Origin of the sequence: Streptomyces sp. NPDC096105 (assembly GCF_044763335.1) — a bacterium.
Lineage (GTDB): Bacteria > Actinomycetota > Actinomycetes > Streptomycetales > Streptomycetaceae > Streptomyces.
Genome location: NZ_JBIWGC010000004.1, coordinates 256,354 through 276,273, shown reverse-complemented (window position 1 = coordinate 276,273; position 19,920 = coordinate 256,354). Strand labels below are relative to the sequence as shown.

The 19,920-nt window shown below is 67.2% G+C and carries 20 protein-coding genes and 1 tRNA gene; 11 read left to right on the top strand and 10 right to left on the bottom strand.

All coding sequences use genetic code 11. The features are described 5' to 3' along the window. Nucleotides 1–35: 35 nt before the first annotated feature. The 3 genes from ACIQ8B_RS09125 to ACIQ8B_RS09115 all read right to left on the bottom strand — a co-directional run bounded on the left by ACIQ8B_RS09125 (nucleotide 36) and on the right by ACIQ8B_RS09115 (nucleotide 2,712). Complete coding sequence (locus tag ACIQ8B_RS09125) at nucleotides 36–1,415, bottom strand: FtsK/SpoIIIE domain-containing protein (RefSeq protein ID WP_403546294.1); 1,380 nt, start codon at nucleotides 1,413–1,415, stop codon at nucleotides 36–38. Then, complete coding sequence (locus ACIQ8B_RS09120; protein ID WP_403546293.1) at nucleotides 1,415–1,771, bottom strand: hypothetical protein; 357 nt, start codon at nucleotides 1,769–1,771, stop codon at nucleotides 1,415–1,417. Before ACIQ8B_RS09120 ends, ACIQ8B_RS09125 begins: the two co-directional genes overlap by 1 nt. Nucleotides 1,772–1,926: 155 nt before the next feature. Further along, nucleotides 1,927–2,712 (bottom strand): GntR family transcriptional regulator, encoded by a 786-nt coding sequence (locus ACIQ8B_RS09115; protein WP_403546292.1) that lies wholly within the window; start codon nucleotides 2,710–2,712, stop codon nucleotides 1,927–1,929. Nucleotides 2,713–2,819: 107 nt separating this feature from the next. On the opposite strand from ACIQ8B_RS09115, the gene ACIQ8B_RS09110 reads away from it, so the two are divergent. The 4 genes from ACIQ8B_RS09110 (at nucleotide 2,820) to ACIQ8B_RS09095 (ending at nucleotide 4,420) form a co-directional block, all read left to right on the top strand. Beyond that, nucleotides 2,820–3,227 (top strand): NUDIX hydrolase, encoded by a 408-nt coding sequence (locus ACIQ8B_RS09110; protein WP_109539112.1) that lies wholly within the window; start codon nucleotides 2,820–2,822, stop codon nucleotides 3,225–3,227. Nucleotides 3,228–3,273: 46 nt separating this feature from the next. Continuing rightward, a complete protein-coding gene (locus ACIQ8B_RS09105) occupies nucleotides 3,274–3,705 on the top strand; it encodes an ATP-binding protein (RefSeq protein WP_403546291.1) in 432 nt (143 codons plus the stop codon). A gap of 98 nt (nucleotides 3,706–3,803) precedes the next feature. Beyond that, nucleotides 3,804–4,046, top strand: a complete 243-nt coding sequence (locus tag ACIQ8B_RS09100; protein ID WP_308035165.1) for a hypothetical protein — start codon at nucleotides 3,804–3,806, stop codon at nucleotides 4,044–4,046. After that, nucleotides 4,043–4,420 carry a hypothetical protein gene (locus ACIQ8B_RS09095; protein ID WP_403546290.1) on the top strand — a complete coding sequence of 126 codons (378 nt, stop codon included), beginning with the start codon at nucleotides 4,043–4,045 and terminating at the stop codon, nucleotides 4,418–4,420. Before ACIQ8B_RS09100 ends, ACIQ8B_RS09095 begins: the two co-directional genes overlap by 4 nt. 454 nt (nucleotides 4,421–4,874) lie before the next feature. On the opposite strand, the gene ACIQ8B_RS09090 is transcribed toward ACIQ8B_RS09095, so the two are convergent. After that, nucleotides 4,875–8,435: an NACHT domain-containing protein gene (locus ACIQ8B_RS09090; protein WP_403546289.1), complete on the bottom strand. Its 3,561-nt coding sequence runs from the start codon at nucleotides 8,433–8,435 to the stop codon at nucleotides 4,875–4,877. Nucleotides 8,436–9,095: 660 nt separating this feature from the next. Between ACIQ8B_RS09090 and ACIQ8B_RS09085 the strand changes: the two genes are divergently transcribed. Beyond that, nucleotides 9,096–9,184 (top strand) — tRNA-OTHER (locus tag ACIQ8B_RS09085). Between the two features lie 372 nt (nucleotides 9,185–9,556). After that, complete coding sequence (locus tag ACIQ8B_RS09080; RefSeq protein WP_403546288.1) at nucleotides 9,557–10,777, top strand: lipase family protein; 1,221 nt, start codon at nucleotides 9,557–9,559, stop codon at nucleotides 10,775–10,777. Here the strand turns inward: ACIQ8B_RS09080 and ACIQ8B_RS09075 are convergent. Continuing rightward, nucleotides 10,743–11,027 (bottom strand): SDR family NAD(P)-dependent oxidoreductase, encoded by a 285-nt coding sequence (locus ACIQ8B_RS09075; RefSeq protein WP_403546287.1) that lies wholly within the window; start codon nucleotides 11,025–11,027, stop codon nucleotides 10,743–10,745. The genes ACIQ8B_RS09080 and ACIQ8B_RS09075 overlap by 35 nt on opposite strands. 282 nt (nucleotides 11,028–11,309) lie before the next feature. Here ACIQ8B_RS09075 and ACIQ8B_RS09070 point away from each other — a divergent pair, with 282 nt between their 5' ends. The 3 genes from ACIQ8B_RS09070 (at nucleotide 11,310) to ACIQ8B_RS09060 (ending at nucleotide 14,300) form a co-directional block, all read left to right on the top strand. Next, nucleotides 11,310–11,909 carry a TetR/AcrR family transcriptional regulator gene (locus tag ACIQ8B_RS09070; protein WP_403546286.1) on the top strand — a complete coding sequence of 200 codons (600 nt, stop codon included), beginning with the start codon at nucleotides 11,310–11,312 and terminating at the stop codon, nucleotides 11,907–11,909. An 808-nt stretch (nucleotides 11,910–12,717) separates the two neighbouring features. After that, a complete protein-coding gene (locus ACIQ8B_RS09065; RefSeq protein WP_403546394.1) occupies nucleotides 12,718–13,905 on the top strand; it encodes a PP2C family protein-serine/threonine phosphatase in 1,188 nt (395 codons plus the stop codon). After that, entirely contained in the window at nucleotides 13,902–14,300 is a 399-nt protein-coding gene (locus tag ACIQ8B_RS09060; protein ID WP_403546285.1) for an STAS domain-containing protein, read from the top strand. Before ACIQ8B_RS09065 ends, ACIQ8B_RS09060 begins: the two co-directional genes overlap by 4 nt. Nucleotides 14,301–14,343: 43 nt before the next feature. Here ACIQ8B_RS09060 and ACIQ8B_RS09055 read toward each other — a convergent pair whose 3' ends face one another. The 3 genes from ACIQ8B_RS09055 to ACIQ8B_RS09045 all read right to left on the bottom strand — a co-directional run bounded on the left by ACIQ8B_RS09055 (nucleotide 14,344) and on the right by ACIQ8B_RS09045 (nucleotide 16,535). Then, nucleotides 14,344–15,015 (bottom strand): enoyl-CoA hydratase-related protein, encoded by a 672-nt coding sequence (locus ACIQ8B_RS09055; protein ID WP_403546284.1) that lies wholly within the window; start codon nucleotides 15,013–15,015, stop codon nucleotides 14,344–14,346. A 90-nt stretch (nucleotides 15,016–15,105) separates the two neighbouring features. Then, a complete protein-coding gene (locus tag ACIQ8B_RS09050; protein ID WP_290001273.1) occupies nucleotides 15,106–15,459 on the bottom strand; it encodes a hypothetical protein in 354 nt (117 codons plus the stop codon). 434 nt (nucleotides 15,460–15,893) lie between these two features. Continuing rightward, nucleotides 15,894–16,535 carry a DUF4352 domain-containing protein gene (locus ACIQ8B_RS09045; RefSeq protein WP_403546283.1) on the bottom strand — a complete coding sequence of 214 codons (642 nt, stop codon included), beginning with the start codon at nucleotides 16,533–16,535 and terminating at the stop codon, nucleotides 15,894–15,896. A 237-nt stretch (nucleotides 16,536–16,772) separates the two neighbouring features. Here ACIQ8B_RS09045 and ACIQ8B_RS09040 point away from each other — a divergent pair, with 237 nt between their 5' ends. Next, the gene (locus tag ACIQ8B_RS09040; RefSeq protein WP_106413764.1) at nucleotides 16,773–17,282 is read left to right on the top strand and encodes a glutathione peroxidase; all 510 of its coding nucleotides are present in this window, start codon (nucleotides 16,773–16,775) and stop codon (nucleotides 17,280–17,282) included. 80 nt (nucleotides 17,283–17,362) lie between these two features. Then, on the top strand, nucleotides 17,363–18,235 hold the full coding sequence (locus tag ACIQ8B_RS09035) for a MerR family transcriptional regulator (RefSeq protein WP_403546282.1): 873 nt from the start codon (nucleotides 17,363–17,365) through the stop codon (nucleotides 18,233–18,235). Between the two features lie 181 nt (nucleotides 18,236–18,416). On the opposite strand, the gene ACIQ8B_RS09030 is transcribed toward ACIQ8B_RS09035, so the two are convergent. Together ACIQ8B_RS09030 and ACIQ8B_RS09025 are read right to left on the bottom strand one after the other, a co-directional pair. After that, nucleotides 18,417–18,608 carry a DUF397 domain-containing protein gene (locus ACIQ8B_RS09030; protein ID WP_106413762.1) on the bottom strand — a complete coding sequence of 64 codons (192 nt, stop codon included), beginning with the start codon at nucleotides 18,606–18,608 and terminating at the stop codon, nucleotides 18,417–18,419. A gap of 226 nt (nucleotides 18,609–18,834) precedes the next feature. Next, the gene (locus ACIQ8B_RS09025) at nucleotides 18,835–19,692 is read right to left on the bottom strand and encodes a helix-turn-helix transcriptional regulator (RefSeq protein WP_106413761.1); all 858 of its coding nucleotides are present in this window, start codon (nucleotides 19,690–19,692) and stop codon (nucleotides 18,835–18,837) included. Between the last annotated feature and the right edge of the window lie 228 nt (nucleotides 19,693–19,920).

Sequence of the window (19,920 nt, the reverse complement as noted above, 5' to 3'; positions counted from 1 at the left end):
CGGTCACGCCGGCCGGGGATGCGTGCGGACGCGGGTCAGTCGGTCACCGGGCGGGGCCGCACGACCGGGCTCGGTGTCTCGACGGGCGGTCGTACGGGTACGTCGGGCCGGAAGGGCTTGAGCGCGGGCAGGTCGGGGACCAGGTGGGCCGACTCGCGGCAGGTCTCGGCGGCGTCACTGAGGGAGAGGTACGGCGTGCGGATGCGGGACCAACCGCCGGAGGTGTCACCGGCCACGGCGAGGCCGGGCAGCTCGGGGGCGATGGCGCAGGCGGCGGAGACCGCCTCGGGGGCGATGTCGCCGAGCGCCATCTTGGCGGAGGCTTCGTCGTTGACGCGGTGGCAGACGCGGCCGGTCAGCTGGGCCCGCAGCATGGTCGCGCCCTTGCCGAGTTCGGCGCCGAAGCGCTGCCCGCAGACCTCCAGGTAGATGCCGGCGGCCCGGCCGAGCTGGGCGAGCCGGATGAGCTGGGTGACCATCTCGTCCCGGCGTTCCTCGTCCTTCTTCGTGGCGATGAGGAAGAGTTCGGCCACCTCGTCGACGAACAGCACGACGGGCACCGGGCGTTCGTGCTCGGGCAGGCCCCAGATGTCAGAGGTGATCTCCTCGTCCGGCGTGCCCGGCGCGATGCCCTGCCGGGCCTTGATCAGGTCGTACCGGTCCTCCATTTCCCTGATCAGCACGGGCAGCAGTTCGGCGGCCTGTTCCGGGTCGGTGGCGAGCGCCGACAGGCGCGGGGCGAAGGGTGCCAGTTCCACGCCCCGCTTGCAGTCGATGCCGACCAGGGCAACGGGTTGGCAGGCGAGGCCGGCGACGAGATGACGCAGGTACATCGACTTGCCGGACAGCGTGGCGCCGAGGGTGAGTTGGTGCGGCACGGTGCGGTAGTCGCGTACGAACGGAGTGGCGTCCTCGCGCAGCGCGACCGGCACCCGGAGCAGGTCCGGGCGGAGCTTGCGCGGCATGCGCACCCGCCGCAGCACGTCGAAGCCGACGAGCCGCAGTTCGACCACGCCCGGTTTGATCGTGGTCACGTAGACGGCGTGGACGCCCCAGGCGTGCCGCAGCCGTTCGGCGGAGGCGGCCACGTCGGCGGGTTCCTGCCCCGGGGCGAGCCGTAGGCGAACCCGCAGCCCCGTCGTGGTCGGCCGGATGATTCCCCGACGCGGCGGTACGGGCCGGACCTCACGGCGGGTGGTGGCCTTGACCGCCAGGACCCGCAGCCGGGAGGGGGCCACGGTCAGCCCGCACGCCTCCATGACGGAGCCGTAGGAGCTGAGCAGCCGGACCGTGGACACCGGTAAGCCGACCGTGGACCAGTAGACGCCGGGGTGTCGTGCCCGGGCGTAGGCGGCTCCGCCGCCGAGTGCGGCGACGGGACCACCCACCTCCAGAAGCGTTGCCAGGTCGGTCATCAGGCCGACGCCCCCACGGCGGCCGGGAAGGCGGCCGGAGTGACGGCGGCGGCCCGGAAGGCGATGCCGTGCCGCTGCTGGCCGTTAAAGACGCTCTCCCACGGCCGGGCGATCAGGCCCGGCAGGGAGACCGGGGCACCGAGGGCGAGCCCTTCCGACACCCCGCTCTCCGGGACGGTCACCTTGATCAGGGACGACTCCCCCTCCTCGATGTACACGACGCCGATGGTCATCAACGCCTCACCGCTGACGGCGTCCTTCGCGATCTCGCCCGACTGCCGGTCGCGGACCTTGGGCTCGGGCGCCTCGGTCAGCAGGATCGTCGCGGTCGAGGTCTCCACACGGATGGTGCGCAAGGCTTCTCCCCATCTACTCGTCTAGACAAGATGCATCCTTCGAACCCGGCGGCGCCGGGAACGGGATCACCTTGCCACACAACTTGCCCACTCGTCTATACGAGTATGCGTGTCGGTGTGTACGAGTCCGGAGAAGTGGCCTCGCGCACCGCCGATCAGGTCGCCGGAAGCTGGTAGGAGAGGACGTACGCGTCCGCCGCCATCACCGTGTCGCAGACCTCCACGGCCCGCCCCGCCGTGTCGAAGGCGGTACGGATCAGGTGGATCACCGGTACGCCGGAGGCCAGTTGCAGCGTCTTCACCTCGGACGGCGAGGGCATCCGGGCCCGAATCTCCTCCTCGAAGTGGTCGAGCTGGTGGCCCAGTTCCTCGAGCCGCGCGTAGATGCCACCGGGGCCGGAGTTGGGCTCAGCGATCTGCGTCCCGCGGGCGATGTCGAGCGGGAGGTACGACGTGGCGAACTCGACCGGCCGGCCGTCGAGCAGATACCGGCGACGCCGGGCGAGCACGCGCCGCACAGAACCGAGCCGGGTGGAGATGTCCTGGCTGGCCTTCTCCTCCTTCACCTCCAGGCTGTCCACAGTGGGGTGACTGCCGGCGGCGTCGGCCTCCACGATGAACGCGGACTTCCCCTGCTCGCGGTGGCGCCGGGCGAACCGGTCGGAGGCGAGACGGCGCACCGGAGGCCGGGGCCGGACGAAGACGCCCCGGCCGTGCTCGGCGTGCACCAGGCCCTCGCCTTGGAGGATCGAGAAGGAGTTCCGGACCGTCATCCGGGAAACCCCGTAGTGCTCGACCAATTCAGCCTCGGAAGGCAGCTTCTCCCCTTCCTTGAATCGCCCACGGTCGATGGCTTCGCGCAGCTGGTCGGCGATCTGCCGGAAGACCGCACGATCACTGGTCGGGTCGAGGCCGCCGAGAATGCTCGGTAGAGACGCCATGCGTACTCCTTTAGGTATCTAGACGAGTGGGCGAGTCTTGTTGCTACGGTGGAGAGCCTAGTCAGCCGAGAGGGCCGAGGAACGTGAGCACAGAACGCCCGCACTCCGTGAGCGTCGCCGGGGTCATCGTCGATGACCAAGGCCGGGCCCTCCTGATCAAGCGCCGCGACAACGGCCACTGGGAACCCCCGGGCGGAGTCCTCGAACGCGAGGAGACCATCCCCGAAGCCCTCCAGCGCGAAGTTCTCGAAGAGACCGGCATCAAGATCGAGCTTCCCGCGATCCTGACCGGTGTCTACAAGAACATGACGGGCCTGATCGTCTCCCTCGTTTTCCGCTGCCAGGCGGCCGACGGCACTCCCACCACGGGGGACGAGACCCGCGCCCTGCACTGGGCCACCCGCGAAGAAGTCATCGAACTCACCGACGAGGCGTACGCGATCCGCGTCCTTGACGCACTCGACGCGGCGTCTCCGCCGGCCATCCGCGCCCACGACGGTGTGAAACTCGTCTAGCCCGAACCCGCTGCACATGGCGGCCTACCAGCACGAAGGAGCTTGTATGCACGAGTATACGAGTAGCGCCCGGGTCTGGGGGCTCAGTTGCCCAGGATTCCCGGAAGAGGTCAGCAGGGCCCGCCGCTGGACCCGCGACATCCTGCGAGGCTCGCCGTTGGCCGAGGACGCCGAGCTGATCGTCAGCGAGCTGAGCGCGAACGCGATCCTCCACACGGCCAGCGGCCAGGCATCCGGCAGCTTCCATCTGGCCCTCGCGGTCTCCCCGCAGGTGATCGCTCTGTCCGTCACGGACGACGGAGGCACCGGCACGGCACCGAAGATCGAGCACCAGGACCAGGAGGCGGAGCACGGCCGAGGACTCGGCATGGTCAGCGTCCTCGCTCACCGGGTCGTCGTCTACGACAGTCAAGGCGGTCACACGGTCACTGCGGAACTCATCACCGAAGTCGAACCGGCAGGAGGACACCCGTGCTGATGTCCGCTCCTCCCGTAGTGCTGAATACAGGCAGCCGGCCCCTCCCCTACCTGTGTCGAGCCGCCGCCTACCCGTCGAACGAGGTCCGTTCCATCCCCTTGGGATCACACGACGCCACGAGTCCGCGCCTGGCACTGCGCTGGTTACGCGAGCGCACGCAGCACATCACCGACCAACTCGACGCCGCATACGCACAGCCGGGCCTGCACTGGCTGACGGACGAGGCCGAACACGAACGGGCCCTCGCCTACCTGACCAGCGGCACGGGGTACCAACTCACTCTCTACGACGAAAGCACCCGCTACGTGCTGCTGGCCTACCCGGCGGGAGCGACCCCATGAACGGGCCCGCCCGCGGCTACTGGTGCGAATGCTGGACCGAGCAAGTCACCAGCACAGGAAGGCCGGCGCGCCTGGCATCGTTCGACGCATACTCGGCACCCCAGGCAGACCGCTGGGTAGCCATCGCTCTCCGCACCATCTCACCGGCGCTCGACTCCGACGCGTCGGACGAAGCGTGGACGTGGCTGTACGAAGAGCGCGCCGAGACCCGCAGGGCCTTGATGCGCTCCGAGCCCTGCACGGTGACCATCACCCATGCCGACGTCCGCATCACCTGGACGATCCGGCCAGTGATCTTCCTGCCCCTCGCACACCGGCAGGACGCCGAACTCCCAGCATGCGCACACAGCTTCGAGCCCCACCGCGCAGACTGAGTTACAACTTTCTCTACTGGTTCAAGGCGGCTCGCTCCGCTCACCGCGCGCGGCACGGCCCCCGGCCGGGCCTGCGCTCCTGTCTCCGCCCCGCTCCAGCCCGGCCGGCGCCCGTGCCGCGCACACAGCAATCAGCCGCCTGACGTCAGAGAAGGGGTACGTCGTGGCTGGGGCGGTCGGCTCCACGGCTTTACGCAGCCACTTTGGCGCGAGCCTCGAAGATCATGGCCCCAACGTCGTGCTTTACCGGGCAGGTCCACAGACTGCCCGACGCGCCGCAAGCTTACGGGGCCATGATCACTCGCGCCAAAGCAGCTCCAGCCCAAAGCCGCTCCGCCGACCGCTCTGCCACAGGCGGGAGCACGCAGTTACAGTCACTTGCCAAGCCATGTGGCCATTGAATGCCACACCGCAGGTCAAGGCAGCCCAAGAATCAGTTATGTGGCACAAAAACCTAGTCGCCACTGGTTCTGAACCACTGACCTGATCTAGCAGTCTCCTTCATGGACGGAAGGCTTTTCATAACAGTAGAACTCAGCCGCTCCTCTGCCGAGCTAATCAGAAGCATTGGATATCGAAAAGGGTCCGCAAGAATGAGCGAAGCTTGATCACTAGTCATTCGACGCTCGAAGCTAAAGGAATTCGCTCCGCCGAAATAAATCAGGCCACTTCTCGCCTGGCTGTACAACCCCTTGACTGCAAGGAGGGCATCCCCTCCAAACTTTCGAACGCTAATCAATTTCAGCTCTCGACTTAGCCTAAACGCTGAATCTATGTCGCGATGTTGGTCGCATAGAGGACGGTCACGGATCTCTTCGTACATATCACGCACCACCATCTCACCCATCCTCGGCTCAAAAGAGGATGCCAGACATGGACAGTCCGTCAGATGCAAATCCTTTATATCCCCAATGGACAGTTTGAGGATCGGCGAAGGTTTGCCTGACGTGCTCTTTTGCGAGTACGAGTCAGCAAACTTAGTAATCCTGTGAGCTACCCAGGGAGGAAGTTTCTCCCATTCCCGCAGCAATGCCGGCTTGAGGTCTGCTATAACCGATGCCGGGGCGAGGCATACAAAGGCCGCCACCAAGGCCGCCCTGTCGTGCTCACGAATATCTTGATCGAACTGGGAGCTCCAATACCCTCGGTCACCGCGGCACGCCCAAGCAGTTGATGCGCGACGAACCAGGTTGGCGTTTTGGTCGCTGAAATCTGCAAACTCTTGACTCTTCCTTCCGAACCCAGAGTAAAATGCCAGTCTCCAGGCAGCCCACCCTTCGCCAATGTACTTTCTAACGAGCTCGGCTAGATTGCCGATTTCTTTAAGGCGATTTCTTCCATAGTGCGCAGTAGAGCGGCTGGCATCGAATAGCGTTTCAAGTTCGCGTATGCGCTGGCCTATCTCCTTTGACACGGCCCGAGGGACAGGTATATCAAGTTGCTGGTTAAACCATCGAGGATCATAATGCCACGCGCCTATAACATTCTCCAACGCTTCAGCGAACTGCCCTTCAATAGTGTCCGGAGCAGACAGGGTGGCGTGACCTTCCGCCAGCGCTCCCAGATATTTCTCCAAATACTGCGTGTTCAGGCACGCTATGTCGAAGCGTCCAGCCTCGACGCAACGCCCCCAAGCGATGGCATCCTGCCTAGGTTCGTTAAAAAGTGGTTCAACAGTATCCGTCGATAGATGTGTCAATGAGTGGGATATGACTCCCCGACGCAGCCATTCAGGCACGGCACCGGGCTCACTCGGCATTTCACTTAGCCACCAAGCGCAACGCTCTTCCGGTTGATCTTGAGTGGCAATGAAACGAGCCATGTCATAAACAACTTCATCAGCACTGCAATCATGCAGCGCACCCCTCGCACTATCGATCAGAGCAGAGAGGCCGGCATCGCGTGGAATGAGGAGGCCAGTTCGACCGGCGCGGCGCCCAGGGCGAGCCATCTGGTGTTGCAACAGCCGGAGACTTAGTGCGTCTGTCAATTGGCCCGCAAGATATTTCGTGTCTCGTCGAGAGGCCGTCGTAACGTAATCACCCAGCAGTCGGGTAATCAGCGCTCTGGGATGTTTCAAGTACTCGAAATTTGGGTCGTTGCACAGATCTTCCAGTCGGCGTGAAAGGTCGGCAAGCTCTCCTTTATCGTACCAGCCGCAAAAAAATCTCGCGACGTTCATCCAGTAGGGGTTGCGTATCAGCGCCTCTAGGCGGTCTGGGCGAGATCCAAAAACCTCAACAGCATTACTGTAGTGAGGCGCCGTCTTGTAGAGGTGCCGTGCCGCAAAAAATTCTCGCAGAGGCTGAACCTCAAACTCGAAGCGACCTTCAATTCGCTCAACCAAAACAAAAACTCGCTGAACGCCATGGAAAAGTTGGTCGACGAGATCTACTGGGCCCTCTTCTCGCTCGAAGTACTCTCGCATCAAGGCCTTTAGGTCAGCTAGGGCAATGTCGCCCGAGCTTCCATCAGTATCCTCCTCTGCCCTCGAGTGAAGGGTCCATCCAAGATATCCGTGCAACTCCAATAGCGGCTCTCTGTACTGTCGAACAATGAGATTTTTGTCAGCCTCCCGGTCCATGAAAGTTGTCATGTAAGCCTCATAGAGAGCGGTGCGCTTGTCTGGCAGGGACCACCCTTTTACATAGACGAGCCAAAGCAGGATAGCCAGCTGCATGGGATTGCGTGCAAGGTCGGCAACGTGCGGTTGAGACAGGCAACCACGAAGAATTTCTCGGAATTCCCGGGCTTCCTGGTCTGAAATCTTTTTCCTTTTGATCCAGGAAGCCGTGTATCCGTCAATAAGGTCGGCGGACAAGTCATCGAGTGTTAGGTATAGGAAGTCACTGTGGGAAAAGACGGGCGATTTAGAGAATGCGGAAGGGCGACTTGTCACTAGAACCTGAAGATCCGCTCCAATACCGCTGAGCCTCTTTGAAAAGGACTCTGCGATCTTAACAATCTCCGACCGCACCTCGATGTCTACCACCTCATCGAGCCCGTCTAGCATGAGAATGGTAGGTGTGGCCGAGATAATCGATGTGAGGTCGCTGGGAGAGAAATCGAGACCGCCAGTGGAATAGCTGACATGTGCGGCCAGGTATGCCTCGATGGAGGCTACTCTCTTCTCTTCTGGCACAGCCCAAGGGGTTCCCCCTTGTAGCCACGCAGCAAAATGTCGCAGCTCGATTCTCAGAGGCAAACGCAAGGGCGCCGACTTAAGGAACCTCGGAACCACAGCAAGGTCCTCGTCTCGACCAAGGATTAGAGCTCGATTAATCTGCCCCAAGAACTGTGTAAGGGTGGATTTACCTTGCCCTGGAGCACCTTCGATGACTATCCGCTTGAAGGTTTCAGAGAAAAGTTGATTCTGGATAACTTCTGCCGCACCGGGCCCCGGTCGTCGGTCGGCTGGCGGAGCTACACTTATTGCTGCATCACGTGAGCGATGGCGGTACCTGAAATTACGCATGATATCAAAAAGAGAATGACGGAGCGCCTCTTCCCCGCTTTGCGTGCGAGGGTGCGCATTGATTGCGACATCGACGAAGAACTCAAGGACCGGCATCTCTAGATCCGCTTGCTTGAAACGAAGCGAGGACTCCTCCTGATATCGTTCTGCTAGGTACAACATGAGGGCGGAGACCGCGTCATTCCGAGCAGCAGTTTGAATACTACGATTACCAAATTGACCTTCATTGAATATTTGCTGAAAGTACGCCCGGACGGAGTCGGGTCCGCGGAAGAGCATGAACTTAAAGACGAGATCAGAGTTTCGGTCGAGCCTAGCGTCAAGGTCATCTCTCCACCAGAACGAGGTGGGCAGTTCCAGATGCTCATCCGCCCACTTCTGAACGCGATCACGCAGGCCGGTATCGAGATGCCCAGAAGCGCTCACATTCGAAACAAAGATAAACTCTTTAGCCCCGCGTGAAGCGAGGATAGCGACTTTGCTTACTTCCTTTTTGAGATGGCTCAACAGCCATTCGTACAAATCGTTAGCGGTGGGCACGCCGTGAGGAGTAGCTTCTCGGAATTTGACTTGGTAGACGAGCCCGTCTACCAGGGATTCATGACCATCAAGGGGCCGCATCGCTACTGCGTCTCGCCCGCCGTCAGGGCCGGAGATCGGAAAGCACTGCACTCGCGGGTGCTCTGCAGTAATGAGACTTTGCACCAGCCTCTGGAACCGGCGCCCGTCCAACTGCTCGTAGGGGTAAGTCTCACTCACGCTTGCGCCGCCTCCTGGCTCGCCTGACTGACAGCAGCAGTTTGCGTGAAGACCCCGTGGCTGCGCAGGCGTTTGGTACAAAGTTGTCTGCACTAGTAGGCCGTTGAGCAGGCCATCGACGCGTCGAGTCAGTTCGTAAGCCCACTGCTCACCTAGCCGGAAATATGGACAGAAGCTGACAGATCGGTCGAAATGATTTGGTAGACCGTACAGTTCGAGATCAGCCGACAGCCACAGCCTGTCCCGAGTGCAGCCAGCCCATGAAGTCCGGCGGCTTCGCTCTCTCTGAGCGGGAAGACGATGGTCGGCGGGCATGCCGGGTGCTGTGGCGGGGGATAGGCCGACCGGCCAGGCGAGTCACCGGTGTCGGCGCTGTTCCGCTGACATCCAACACTGACATCAACGGCCACGGGCAGCGGCAATACCCGGCAGCCACGTGCGGCCCCCGTGCGCGCGGTGAACCACGATCACGTCGGGGGGAGATCGAACTCCTAAAGCGGGTGTCGCAGGTTCGAATCCTGCCGGGGGCACAGAGAGAAGGGCCAGCTCAGGAGGGGTTTCCTCCGAGGCTGGCCCTTCGACGTGCCGGGGGTCGTGCCACACGCGTGCCACTACGCGCCACCAGGTCTGGAGCACCATCCCTCAGGGCGTGTCCAACGGGTCGCGTGACACAGCACCGCCCATCGACGTCCCGGATGAAGCCCTGGTGGCCCTCGCCCTCGGTCCGACCCATCCGCTGCCGAGCGGTACGGTCCCCTCCCCCGCACCATTTGGCATCCGAACCGTTCCGTAGGAGATAGGGCATCCTGCGTCCCTCACGGGCTCGAGGGGGGTTTTCTCCCTTTGCGGCCCGGGGGGCCGCTCCATGTCCCGGCGGAGAGGTCGACGGGCATGATCCATCCATGACTTCACGGCGAACGAAAATCCGGATGCTGGCTGGTGCGGCGGTCCTCGGTAGTGTGTCCGCCCTGGTGGCTCCGGTCTCGGCGGCGGCCGGCTCCCACAGCGAGCGGGCACAAGGCGGGGCCGTCGTCTCCGTCGAGCAAGCGGCCGACCTCACAGCGGAGGAAGTGGCCGGGGAACTCCGTGGAAAGATCGACTCCTCCCAGGTCCGCTACGGCGTGACCGCCTATCGGGTCACCTACCGCACCACTGACAGCGCGGGTGCCCCCACGACCGCGAGCCAGCTCGTCGTCCTGCCCAAGAACAGGGCGCGCCACCTGTCCACCGTCTCCTGGCTGCACGGCACCACCGTCTACCGCAAGGACGTCGCGTCGGAGAATCCGAAGTCGAACGACCGGCTCATCGCCCTGCTGTTCGCCTCGACCGGGCGGGCCGTTTCGGCACCCGACTACGTGGGCCTCGGCTCGGGCGAAGGCTTCCACCCCTACGGTGACCCTCGGGCCACCGTCGCGGCTTCGGTGGACGGCCTGCGCGCAGCCCGGACCTTCGCCCACCGGAGCGGCCGGGAGCTGAAGCGGAAGGTCCAGGTCAGCGGATTCTCCCAGGGCGGCCCCGCAACCATGCTGGTAGGCCGGGCGCTTCAGCAGGAGGGTGCCGACCGCTACTTCAGGCTGGGGGCACTCGCCCCGGTCAGCGGCCCCTACAACCTCTCGGCCTTCGAGGCCGCCGCAGCCGACGACAAGATCGACAAATCCGGCATCTACCTCGCCTACTTCGTCACCGCCTGGAACAAGATGTACGGCCTCTACACGTCGCCCGGCGACGTCTTCCGCTCCCCCTACGACAGCGAGGTGGAGGATCTCTTCGACGGCCATCACACTGCTGAGCGGATCGTCAGCAAACTCCCGGCGGCTTCCAAGGACCTGTTCACCGAGAACTTCCTGAACAAGATCCGCAAGCCCGACGGTGTCCTGAAGGACAAGCTGCACCCGATGGACAACACGTGCGACTGGCGGCCGAACGTACCGGTGGAGATCTTCCACGGCCGGGGCGACAAGGACGTCGACATCAGTCACGCGGCCTACTGTGCCGACCAGTTGACGAGGAACGGTGCCGCACACCGGCTGACCGACGTCGGCGAATACGACCACAACGGATCGGTGCGGCAAGCCCTGCCCCGGATCATCAGGTTCTTCGACGAGTCGACGAAGACCGGCTGAAGAGCGCCATCACCCGCATCAGCAGGTCACGCGCCTCACCGCCGAAGACGGCCGCGCCCTCGAATCGGCTGAACATCTCCTCATACCGAACGAGGTCGTCCGTCTCAGCAGAGACCCGCTCATCCGGGAACGCCTCCACCATGCCGTAGAGCATCGCGCCCGCGTTGTTGACGACGACGTCCAGCCTGCCGAAGACCGCGGCCGCCTGCTCCACCGCGTCGGACACCGCCCGGCGGTCGGTGACGTCCAAGGGCAGCGGGACCAGGCGGCCGGGGTACTCCTCGGCCGGTTCTTCAAGGGCCCGACATTGCGGGCGGCCGCCACCACGCGGTCGCCGCCTGCCAGGGCGGCCTCGGTGAAAGCGCGTCCCAGGCCGCGGGATGCGCCGGTGATGAGCCATGCCCTCGCGTCCGCCATGATGCGTCACCCCAAATAAGTAAACGAACCGTCTCGACTCGTTTTGGGAGTGGGGCATCGAGGAGATCAGACCAATACGGTACGTCTCGTTTAGTTTCCTGGGTAGGCTGGACGCATGTCCAAGGAGGAAGGGCCGGACCACTCCCGGCGCAAGGAACGGTCCCGGCAGGCGATCCTCGCGGCCGCCCGGGCCCTGGTCACCGAAGAGACGTACGAAAAGGTCACGGTCGAAGCCATCGCCGCCCGCGCCGGCGTCGGCAAGCAGACGATCTACCGTCGGTGGCCGTCGAAAAGCGCGGTCGTCGTCGCCGCCCTCCTGGCTCCGAGCGAGGACGCGGACGGGAAGTCGGTCACGCTCCCGGACACCGGCGACCTCCGAGCGGACCTGAGGCTCGTCATGCGCGCCACGGTCGAGGAGTTCGCCGACCCGTCCTTCGACAAGCTGATCCGCGCTCTCAACACCGAGATCGCCAACGACGCCGCACTGGCTGCCGAGTACCGCGAGAAGCTGGCCGGGCCGCTGGACGAGGCGAGGAAGGCACGCCTCCGCAGTGCCCAGAAGGCGGGCCAGCTCGCCCCCGACGCCGACCTCGACCTGGTCCTCGAAATGCTCTACGCGCCGCTCTTCCTGAGGTGGCTGCACCGCAGCGGTCCGCTGACGACGGCGTACGCGGATGCGCTCGTCGACGCGACACTCCGAGCTTTCGGTCCCTGACCAGGAGCGGAGGCGCCATGGACGATATCGACGCCTCCGTCGGACGGATCAGTTCGACGGCCGGATCGGGGTGACCGTCCGTCCAGTGCGGCGGACTCCGCCTCGCGGCATGCTCGCGCACCGCGATCCGATCCAGCCCCGTCGGCATCATGCCGTTGCGGACCGTGACGAAGTGGCCCCTCGGGAGCCCGTGCATCCGCGGACCAGGGCCCGGAGGGGGGTGCCGATCGCCTCAGGGGCCGATGTCATGGCGGTGCGAGCTGCGGCCGACGGCCCTGCCCTCGCTGTCAGGCGCAAGCGGCGTCGTGGTTCGGAGACGCGGACGACGCAGGTGCCGCCGAGGGTCGGGGGACCGGCGCCGACGCGGGCTGCCGGTCCGGCGCACCGGGACTGCCCCTCCGGCCGTCCTACGGGCCCGAAGTCCGGCTTCAGCCGGATCGCACCGCCTGCGCAGTCCGGGGGATCCGGGCGGGCCGGCCAGCGGCACGGCCCGATGCCGTCCCCCGGGTGTCGGTCGGCGACCCGCATCGGACACGCACACGCTGCGCTCGGTCACCGGTCGGCGGGGGTGCACCGGGCTGCGGGGCTGCCAGGGCGTCGGATGGTCCCGGCACCGCACGTGCGACCCGGCGGGCGGCCCTCGCCGTCGAGCGGTGCATGCCGTCGCTGAGCGGGATACTCGGTAGGACAGGAGCACGGCGACGCCCTGAGTCGCGAAGCGGCGCGGTCCTTCGGGACGTCGTATGTCCGGCCGGTGAGGGGATCCAGGACCGTGACGGAGCGCAGTGCGGTGTCGCTGGTGCGGTTGATGCAGGCCAGCCATGTGGCCACGATGGAGCAGCTTCCGCGGTTGATCGCCGGTCATGCCGCCTCGGCGGGCATGTACGACACGGTGGTCTTCCTGGTGGACATGCAGGAGACGGTGCTGCGCCAGCTCACCGGCCGGGGGCCGGACGCGGGGGAGGACGGGCAGGAGTTCACCGTGTCGGGCAGCCTGCCCGGCCAGGCCTTTCAGCGCGTGGCGGTGATCCCCGAACCCGCTCAGGTCCAGGTGGGCGGCGCTGTGCGGCGGCGTCGGTGGTGGGTGGCCGTCACCGACGGTGTGGAGCGTCTGGGGGTGTTGCGGGCCGACACCGACACCGACACCGAAGCCATCCGCGGGGCCTTGAGGGATCTGGCGTCGATGACGGCCCTGCTGGTGCTGAGCAAACGGTCCTTCAGTGACTCCTACGCCCGGCTGGTGCGCACCGAGCCGATGAACGTGGCGGCGGAGATGCAGTGGAATCTGACCCCGCCCCCCGCTTATGCGGGACATGACGCCACCGTCGGGGCGGTGATGGAGCCCGCCTACCAGGTCGGCGGGGACGCCTTCGACTACGCCGTGACCGGCCACGTTCTCCACCTGGCTGTCTTCGACGCCATGGGACACGACACCACCGCCGGCATCACCGCCAACGTCGCCGTCGCCGCCTGCCGCAACGCCCGCAGGCAGGGTGCCTCCCTGGCCGAGACCAGCCGGGAAGTGGAGCGCACCCTGATCGAGCAGTTCGACGCCCGCCGTTACGTCACCGCGATCCTGGCGGACCTGGACATGGAGAGCGGCAAGCTGACGTGGATCAACCGCGGTCACCACCTGCCGATCCTCATCCGCGACAGCCGCTGGACCACCGACCTGTCCTGCCCCCCGGCCGGCCCCATGGGAGCCGACCTGGGCCTGCCCGTCACCGAGGCCACCGAGCAGCTGGAACCCGGCGACCGCCTGCTGCTGTACACCGACGGCGTCGTCGAAGCCCGCGACCGGTACGGCGTCGAGTTCGGCCGGGACCGCTTCGTCGAGTTCATCCGCCGTCACCACTCCGGCCGGCACACCCTGCACGAGACCCTGCGCCGGCTGATGACCGCCGTCATGGACCACCACGACGGCATGCTCGACGACGACGCCACCGTCCTGCTCACCGAGTGGCGCGGCGGCCACCAGCAGGAGCTGAACCCATGAACCACCCGCACGCGCGCAAGGACGTTTCGACGCACTCCGACCAGCCGCCCGCCCCGCACATCGACGTCCGCCGGGCGGGCGCCGACCACCACCTGGTCACGGTCCGGGGCGCCCTCGACCTGCACACCGCCCACCGGCTCGCCGACGTGCTGAGGCCGCTGACGCTCACCGACGGCCACACCGTCCTCCTGGAGCTGTCCGGCGTGACGTTCCTGGACTCCACCGGCCTGACCTGCCTGATCGCGGCCTACCGCACGGCCAGAACCGCCGGCGCCCGTATCGTGCTGATCGCACCCAGCCGGCCCGTACACCGCATGCTGACCCTGACGGGCGTGGACCAGGTCCTGCACGGCTACCCCACCCTCGAAGCGGTGCCGGACTGGCCGGGGCGGTGATCCGGAGAGCGCCCTTTCCGGCGCCGGCGAGGTGTCGTGCCCGTCAGCCCAGCGGGTTCGCCGTGTCCCTCAGGGTGGTCAGGACCTCGGCGTACAGGCGGGACTTGATGGTTCCCAGGGTGGCGCCGGCCTTGGCCGCCTGGGGCCGGGCCAGGTCGACGGCCGTGGAGCGGACCGCGTCCTCCGGGACCGCCTGGTCCACGATCGCCGCGGCCGCCGCGTCCGTGCCTCCGTAGCGGCGGGCCGTCGTCATGGCCGCGTGGGCCGTCTGCGGGGTCAGGCGGGCGCGGATGAGGGCGGACATGCCGGGGGTGAACGGGATGTCGATGTCCGCCTCCGGCAGGCACCAGTAGCCGCGGTCGGCGCGCATCACGCGGAAGTCGTGGGCCAGGGAGAGCATGGCCCCGGCCGCGAACGTGTGGCCCTGGAGGGCGGCCACCGTCACGGCCGGCAGGGACAGCAGCCGCGCGAACAGTGCGTGCACGGAGACCACGTAGTCGTGGTAGTGGTCCGCGTGGGCGAACAGCCACTCCAGGTCCAGGCCGTTGGACCAGAACTTGCCCGTGGCCGCGGTCACCAGGGCGCGCGGGCCCTCCGCCTTCTCCACCTCGTCGAGCGCGGCCCCGACCGCGGCGATCCAGTCGGGGTGGAAGCGGTTCTCGCCGTCTCCCAGGTCGAGGACGAAGACGTTCTCGTGGCGGTCCAGCGTGGGCATGGCGGCGCTCCGTTCACCTGTGGCCTACTCGCCAGTAACTTAAGGGGCAGGCCCAGGTGTCCGCAAGACGCCCGGGGGCACGGGCACAGGTCAGGAGTAGCTGAAGTCACCCACCGTCCAAGCGCTCACGTCCTCGATCGCCACCCGGTACATGCCGCCCGTCTCCGGGATGCCGACCGTGCCCTGGATGATCCGGGCGACGTGGAAGTGGAGGTGGGTGGGCGGGCCGTCCCGCTTCACCGGGGCGTCGAAGACGGAGGCGAACTCGCCGATTCGGTCCGAGTCCATCAGCACCTCCGCGACCCTCTTCCGCCACACGGCTTCGGGAGCCAGCCGGCCGGTGATGACGGCACCACCGGTGACCACGGTCAGAGACATCTGGCTGCTCTGCCCCGATTCCACGCGGGCGGCGATGTCTACGATCAGCTCGTCGGGCTTCACCATGGGCCGGATTCTATGCGGGGGCGTTGCGCGGCGTGCCGCCCGCGGTCCGGGTCACGGGTGCGCTACGCCTCTGACCTGCCCGGACACGGTGACGGTTGCCCGGGCAGGCGCTCCCCGTCGATCCCGGCCGGCGCGGTCAGCGCGGCCGGCGCGGTCAGCGCGGCCGGCGCGGTCAGCGCGGTCAGCGCGGTCAGCGGCGCCGGTGGGGGCGCGGGCCGTGGCGAGAGGGAGATCGCGCCCCGGCGCCCCCGAGGGCCGACGCGCACACGGCCACGGGACCCGGCATGCGGGCAAGGGCATGGCGGGTCCTCCGTGACACCGCGACGGAGGGCGTGGAGGCCGTCCAGGAGCCCTGCGCGGACTCCCCGGATTCCCGGACTCCCCCGGACCCGCACTTCGCCGTCCGGGCGGACTGAGGCTCCGGCGGCCGGGCGTCAGGAGACGTCGACGCGGACCGGGTCGCCCAGGAGGCCGTCGGTGTAGGTCACGTACTGCGGTGCGAAGGCGCCCCTGCCGGTGACGGTGCCGGAGATGTTCTCGCCGGGCGCGAGGTCCACGGTCCCGATCTGCCGCGTGTCCGCGCCGAGTTCGGCGGTGTGCTTGGTGCCCTCGGCGTCGGTGATCGTGAAGTACAGGGGGTTCACGCTCACCTCGTCGTCGCCGTTGTTGACGACGGTGACCAGCACGCTGGTGTAGGCGCTGCCGTCGGCCAGGAGGTCCTCGCTGAACTCCGTCCGCTCCGCGGTGATCTTCACCGGGCCGCTCCGCGCGGTCTCCCTCTTCGCCTTGGAAGTGTCCTCCTTCGCCCCGGCGGACGCGGAGACGCCGGCGGCCGTGTTCCCGCCGTCGCCGGAGTCGCCGCCGCCCGCCGACACCGCGGCGATCACGACGACGAGGCCGAGGACGCCCGCGCAGCCGAGACCCGCGAACTTCAGGAAGCGGCCCTTCCTGGGCGGCCGGGGCGGGGCGCCGGGGAAGCCGTCCCCCGGCGGCTGGGGGGAGGGCTGCTGGTCCGGGTGCGGCTGCCGGTGCGCGTAGGGCGGCTGCTGCCGGCTCGGGTCGTTCGGCTGGGTCACGGTGCGGGGACTCCCTGGTCGTCACTGGTCGTGCGCGTAGGTGACCCGCGAGGTATGCGACCTGTTGCCCTGTACCGGACGGATTCACCCGATCGTGGTGGAGCGGCCCCGCCGCGATCATCGGGGCATGACCTCACCGCCCTCGGCGCGGACGCCGTGCTCGAACGGCTCGCGGGCGACCTGCTCGCCGTCGGGGCGGTCAGGACGGCGTCGGCGGCCGGGGCTAGGGTCGGCCCCATGACGACTACCGAGAACAACAGCGCCTCGCCGCTCGACGTCGAGATCGGCGCCCTGACCGGCGGCCCGGCCGGCCTCTCCCAGTACGCGGGCCGTGCCGTGCTCGTCGTGAACGTGGCGTCCAAGTGCGGGCTGACCCCGCAGTACGAGGGCCTGGAGCGGCTCCACGAGCGGTACGCGGAGCGGGGGTTCACCGTGCTCGGCGTGCCCTGCAACCAGTTCCTCGGGCAGGAGCCGGGCTCCGCGGAGGAGATCGCCGAGTTCTGTTCGGCGACGTACGGGGTGACGTTCCCGATGACCGAGAAGGTCGAGGTGAACGGGGAGGGCCGGCACCCGCTGTACGAGCGGCTGGTGGGCTTCGCCGACGCCGAGGGGCACAGCGGGGACGTCCGCTGGAACTTCGAGAAGTTCCTCGTCGGCCGGGACGGCGCCGTCGTGGCCCGTTTCTCCCCGCAGACCGAGCCGGAGTCGGCGGAGGTCGTGGCGGCCGTGGAGAAGGCTCTCGGCTGACGGTTGACCTTGCCCTTGGGGCAGGGGTGAGCGTCTTCGTCACCGGGCGGAGGGACCGCCCGGTCACGGAGAATGGCGACGTGGACGAGGAACTGCTCTCCATCGGGGCGTTCGCGGCGCGCAGCCGCCTGTCGGCCAAGGCCCTGCGGTTGTACGACCGGCTGGGGCTGCTGGCGCCGGCGCGGGTCGACGCGGACACCGGTTACCGGTTCTACCGGGTGAGCCAGGTCGAACGGGCCCGGCTGGTGGCGCTGTTGCGGCAGCTGGACATGCCGCTGGCGCGGATCGCCGAGGTGGTGGACGCGGGCGACGGCGCGGTGCAGGCGGGCCGGCTGGACGCTTACTGGGGCGAGGTCGAGGCGCGTCACGCCGCGCAGCGGACGCTCGCCGACTATCTCCGTGGACGGTTGTCGGGGAGGAGCCTCGAGATGTACGGGAAGTTCACGGTGGAGACGGTGGACGTGCCGGAGCAGGTGGTGCTCACCGAGTCGCGCCACATCCTGGCGGGCGAGCTGCCGGCGTGGATCGGCGCGTCGCTGGGCCGGCTGGAGGAGGGCGCCCGCGCCTGCGGCGGGGCGACCGGGTCACCGTTCGTCGTCTACCACTCCGAGGTGACGGTGGAGAGCGACGGGCCCGCCGAGGCGTGCGTGCCGGTCGCCGACGAGGCGGCGGCCCGCGCCTGGGCCGCGGAGCGGGGCCGGGTGCGGGGGACGGCGGTGCGGGTGGAGCCGGCGATGCGGCTGGCCCGCACCCGCATCACCAAGGCGCAGGTCGCGCACCCGCAGATCCTGGCCGCCTTCGAGGCGGTGGAGGCGTGGATACGGGAGCAGGGACTGGCGTACGCGGGGCCCTGCCGTGAGATCTACTTCGCGGACTGGGACGCGGCGGGCCCGGAGGCCCCGGTGTGCGACGTCGCCTTCCCGGTCGCGGAGGCGAGGACGACCGCGGGCTGAGGACGGACCCGGTCGCACGGGGCCGGTCGCGGGGGCTTCCCCGCGGCCGGTCCTGCCGTCTCCCGGCGGGGCGGGCCGGGACCCCGGGACGTGCGGAGCGGGGCGCGTGCCGGCCCTCTCGGCAAGGACGGCGGACTCGTCGAGAGGGCCTGTCGGTGGCGCCGGTCCCCGCGCCGGGGCGCTAGGACCTGACCGAGGCCACGAAAGCGTTCCACGCGTCGGCCGGGAACGCCAGCTTCGGACCCTCGGGGATCTTGGTGTCCCCGAGCTCCAGCGACTCCTCGGTGGTCGACCTGACCATCACGCACGCGCCGTTGTTGTTGGTGTAGGAGGACGTCGTCCACGTTTCCGTGGCGCCCAGACGAATTGCCATGTTCGCTCCGTAGCCAGATGCTGAGTTGCTGTCACCGGCCTGCGCATTCCGGCGTGGACCCGCAGAACGGATTGCGCCAACCGCGGATGCCGGTCGGCGTGATCGACGCTACTCGCCACCCTCGTCGTCCGGAGCGGTCGTTCACTCGACCGGATGGCATCTCCCGGGCAAGACTTCCAGCCGTACGTGTCGGCGGTGTAGCATCCCGCCCTCCTACGACGGAAGGTCAGCGCGCGTACTCCTTCACGAGCCGCTCCACCAGCCGCCGCGACTGCTCCACGTTCAGCGACTGCGCCCGCAGGTGCTCGTACATCACCGTGTACTTCTGCACGTCGTGCGGCTTCTCCAGGTACAGGTCGCTGGTGACGCCCTCGATGTAGACCACGCTCGAGTCGGCCGCGTCGGCGAACTCCAGGATGGAGTACTGGCCGTTGATGCCCGCGTGCGCGCCGACCTCGAACGGCAGCACCTGCACGGTGACGTGCGGCAGCTGGCTCAGCTCCAGCACGTGCTCCAGCTGTTCGCGCATCACCTGGCGGCTGCCGACGACCCGGTGCAGCGCGGCCTCGTCGAGCACCACCCACAGCCGCAGCGGGTCCTGCTCGGCGGTGATCCGGCTCTGCCGGCGCAGCCGCACCTCCACCCGCTTGTCGTTCTCCTGCTCGCTGGACTCCGGCGAACCGCCCTGGACGATCGCCTCGGCGTACGCGCGGGTCTGCAGCAGACCGGTGATGATCTGCGGCTCGTACACCCGCAGCGACTCCGCGTCCGTCTCCAGACCGATGTAGACGCTGTACGGGATGTCGCCGAACGCGTGCCACCAGCCCTGCTGGCGGGAGTCCTTGGCCATCTGCATCAGCGAGTCGACGATCCGCTGGTCCTCGACCTCGTAGACCCCGCACAGATCGCGCACGTCGCGCTGGCTGATGCTGCGGCGGCCGTTCTCCAGCCGGCTGATCTTCGACTGCGACACCAGCAGCCGCTCCGCGACCTCCTCGGCCGTCATGCCCTTCAGCTCACGGAGCCGGCGCAGCTCCTGGCCGAGCCGGCGCCGCCGGACGGTGGGATTGACATTGGACGCCACGGGACGTGCACCTCCGGCTGCGTGCCTCGTACTTGCACTGTGTACTTGGACCTCGTACGTGCCACTGTGTGTCTGCTCGATGAGCAGACTGCCACCGACGCGCGTACTACCGCTGGGAAATGGTGGATATACGACCGGTGCACGCCAGTTCACGGCCCCGCGGCCGGGGGCGACCGCGCCTTCGGGCACGCCGAGCGGGGCGGAGAGAGCCCGTGTGCTCCCTCCGCC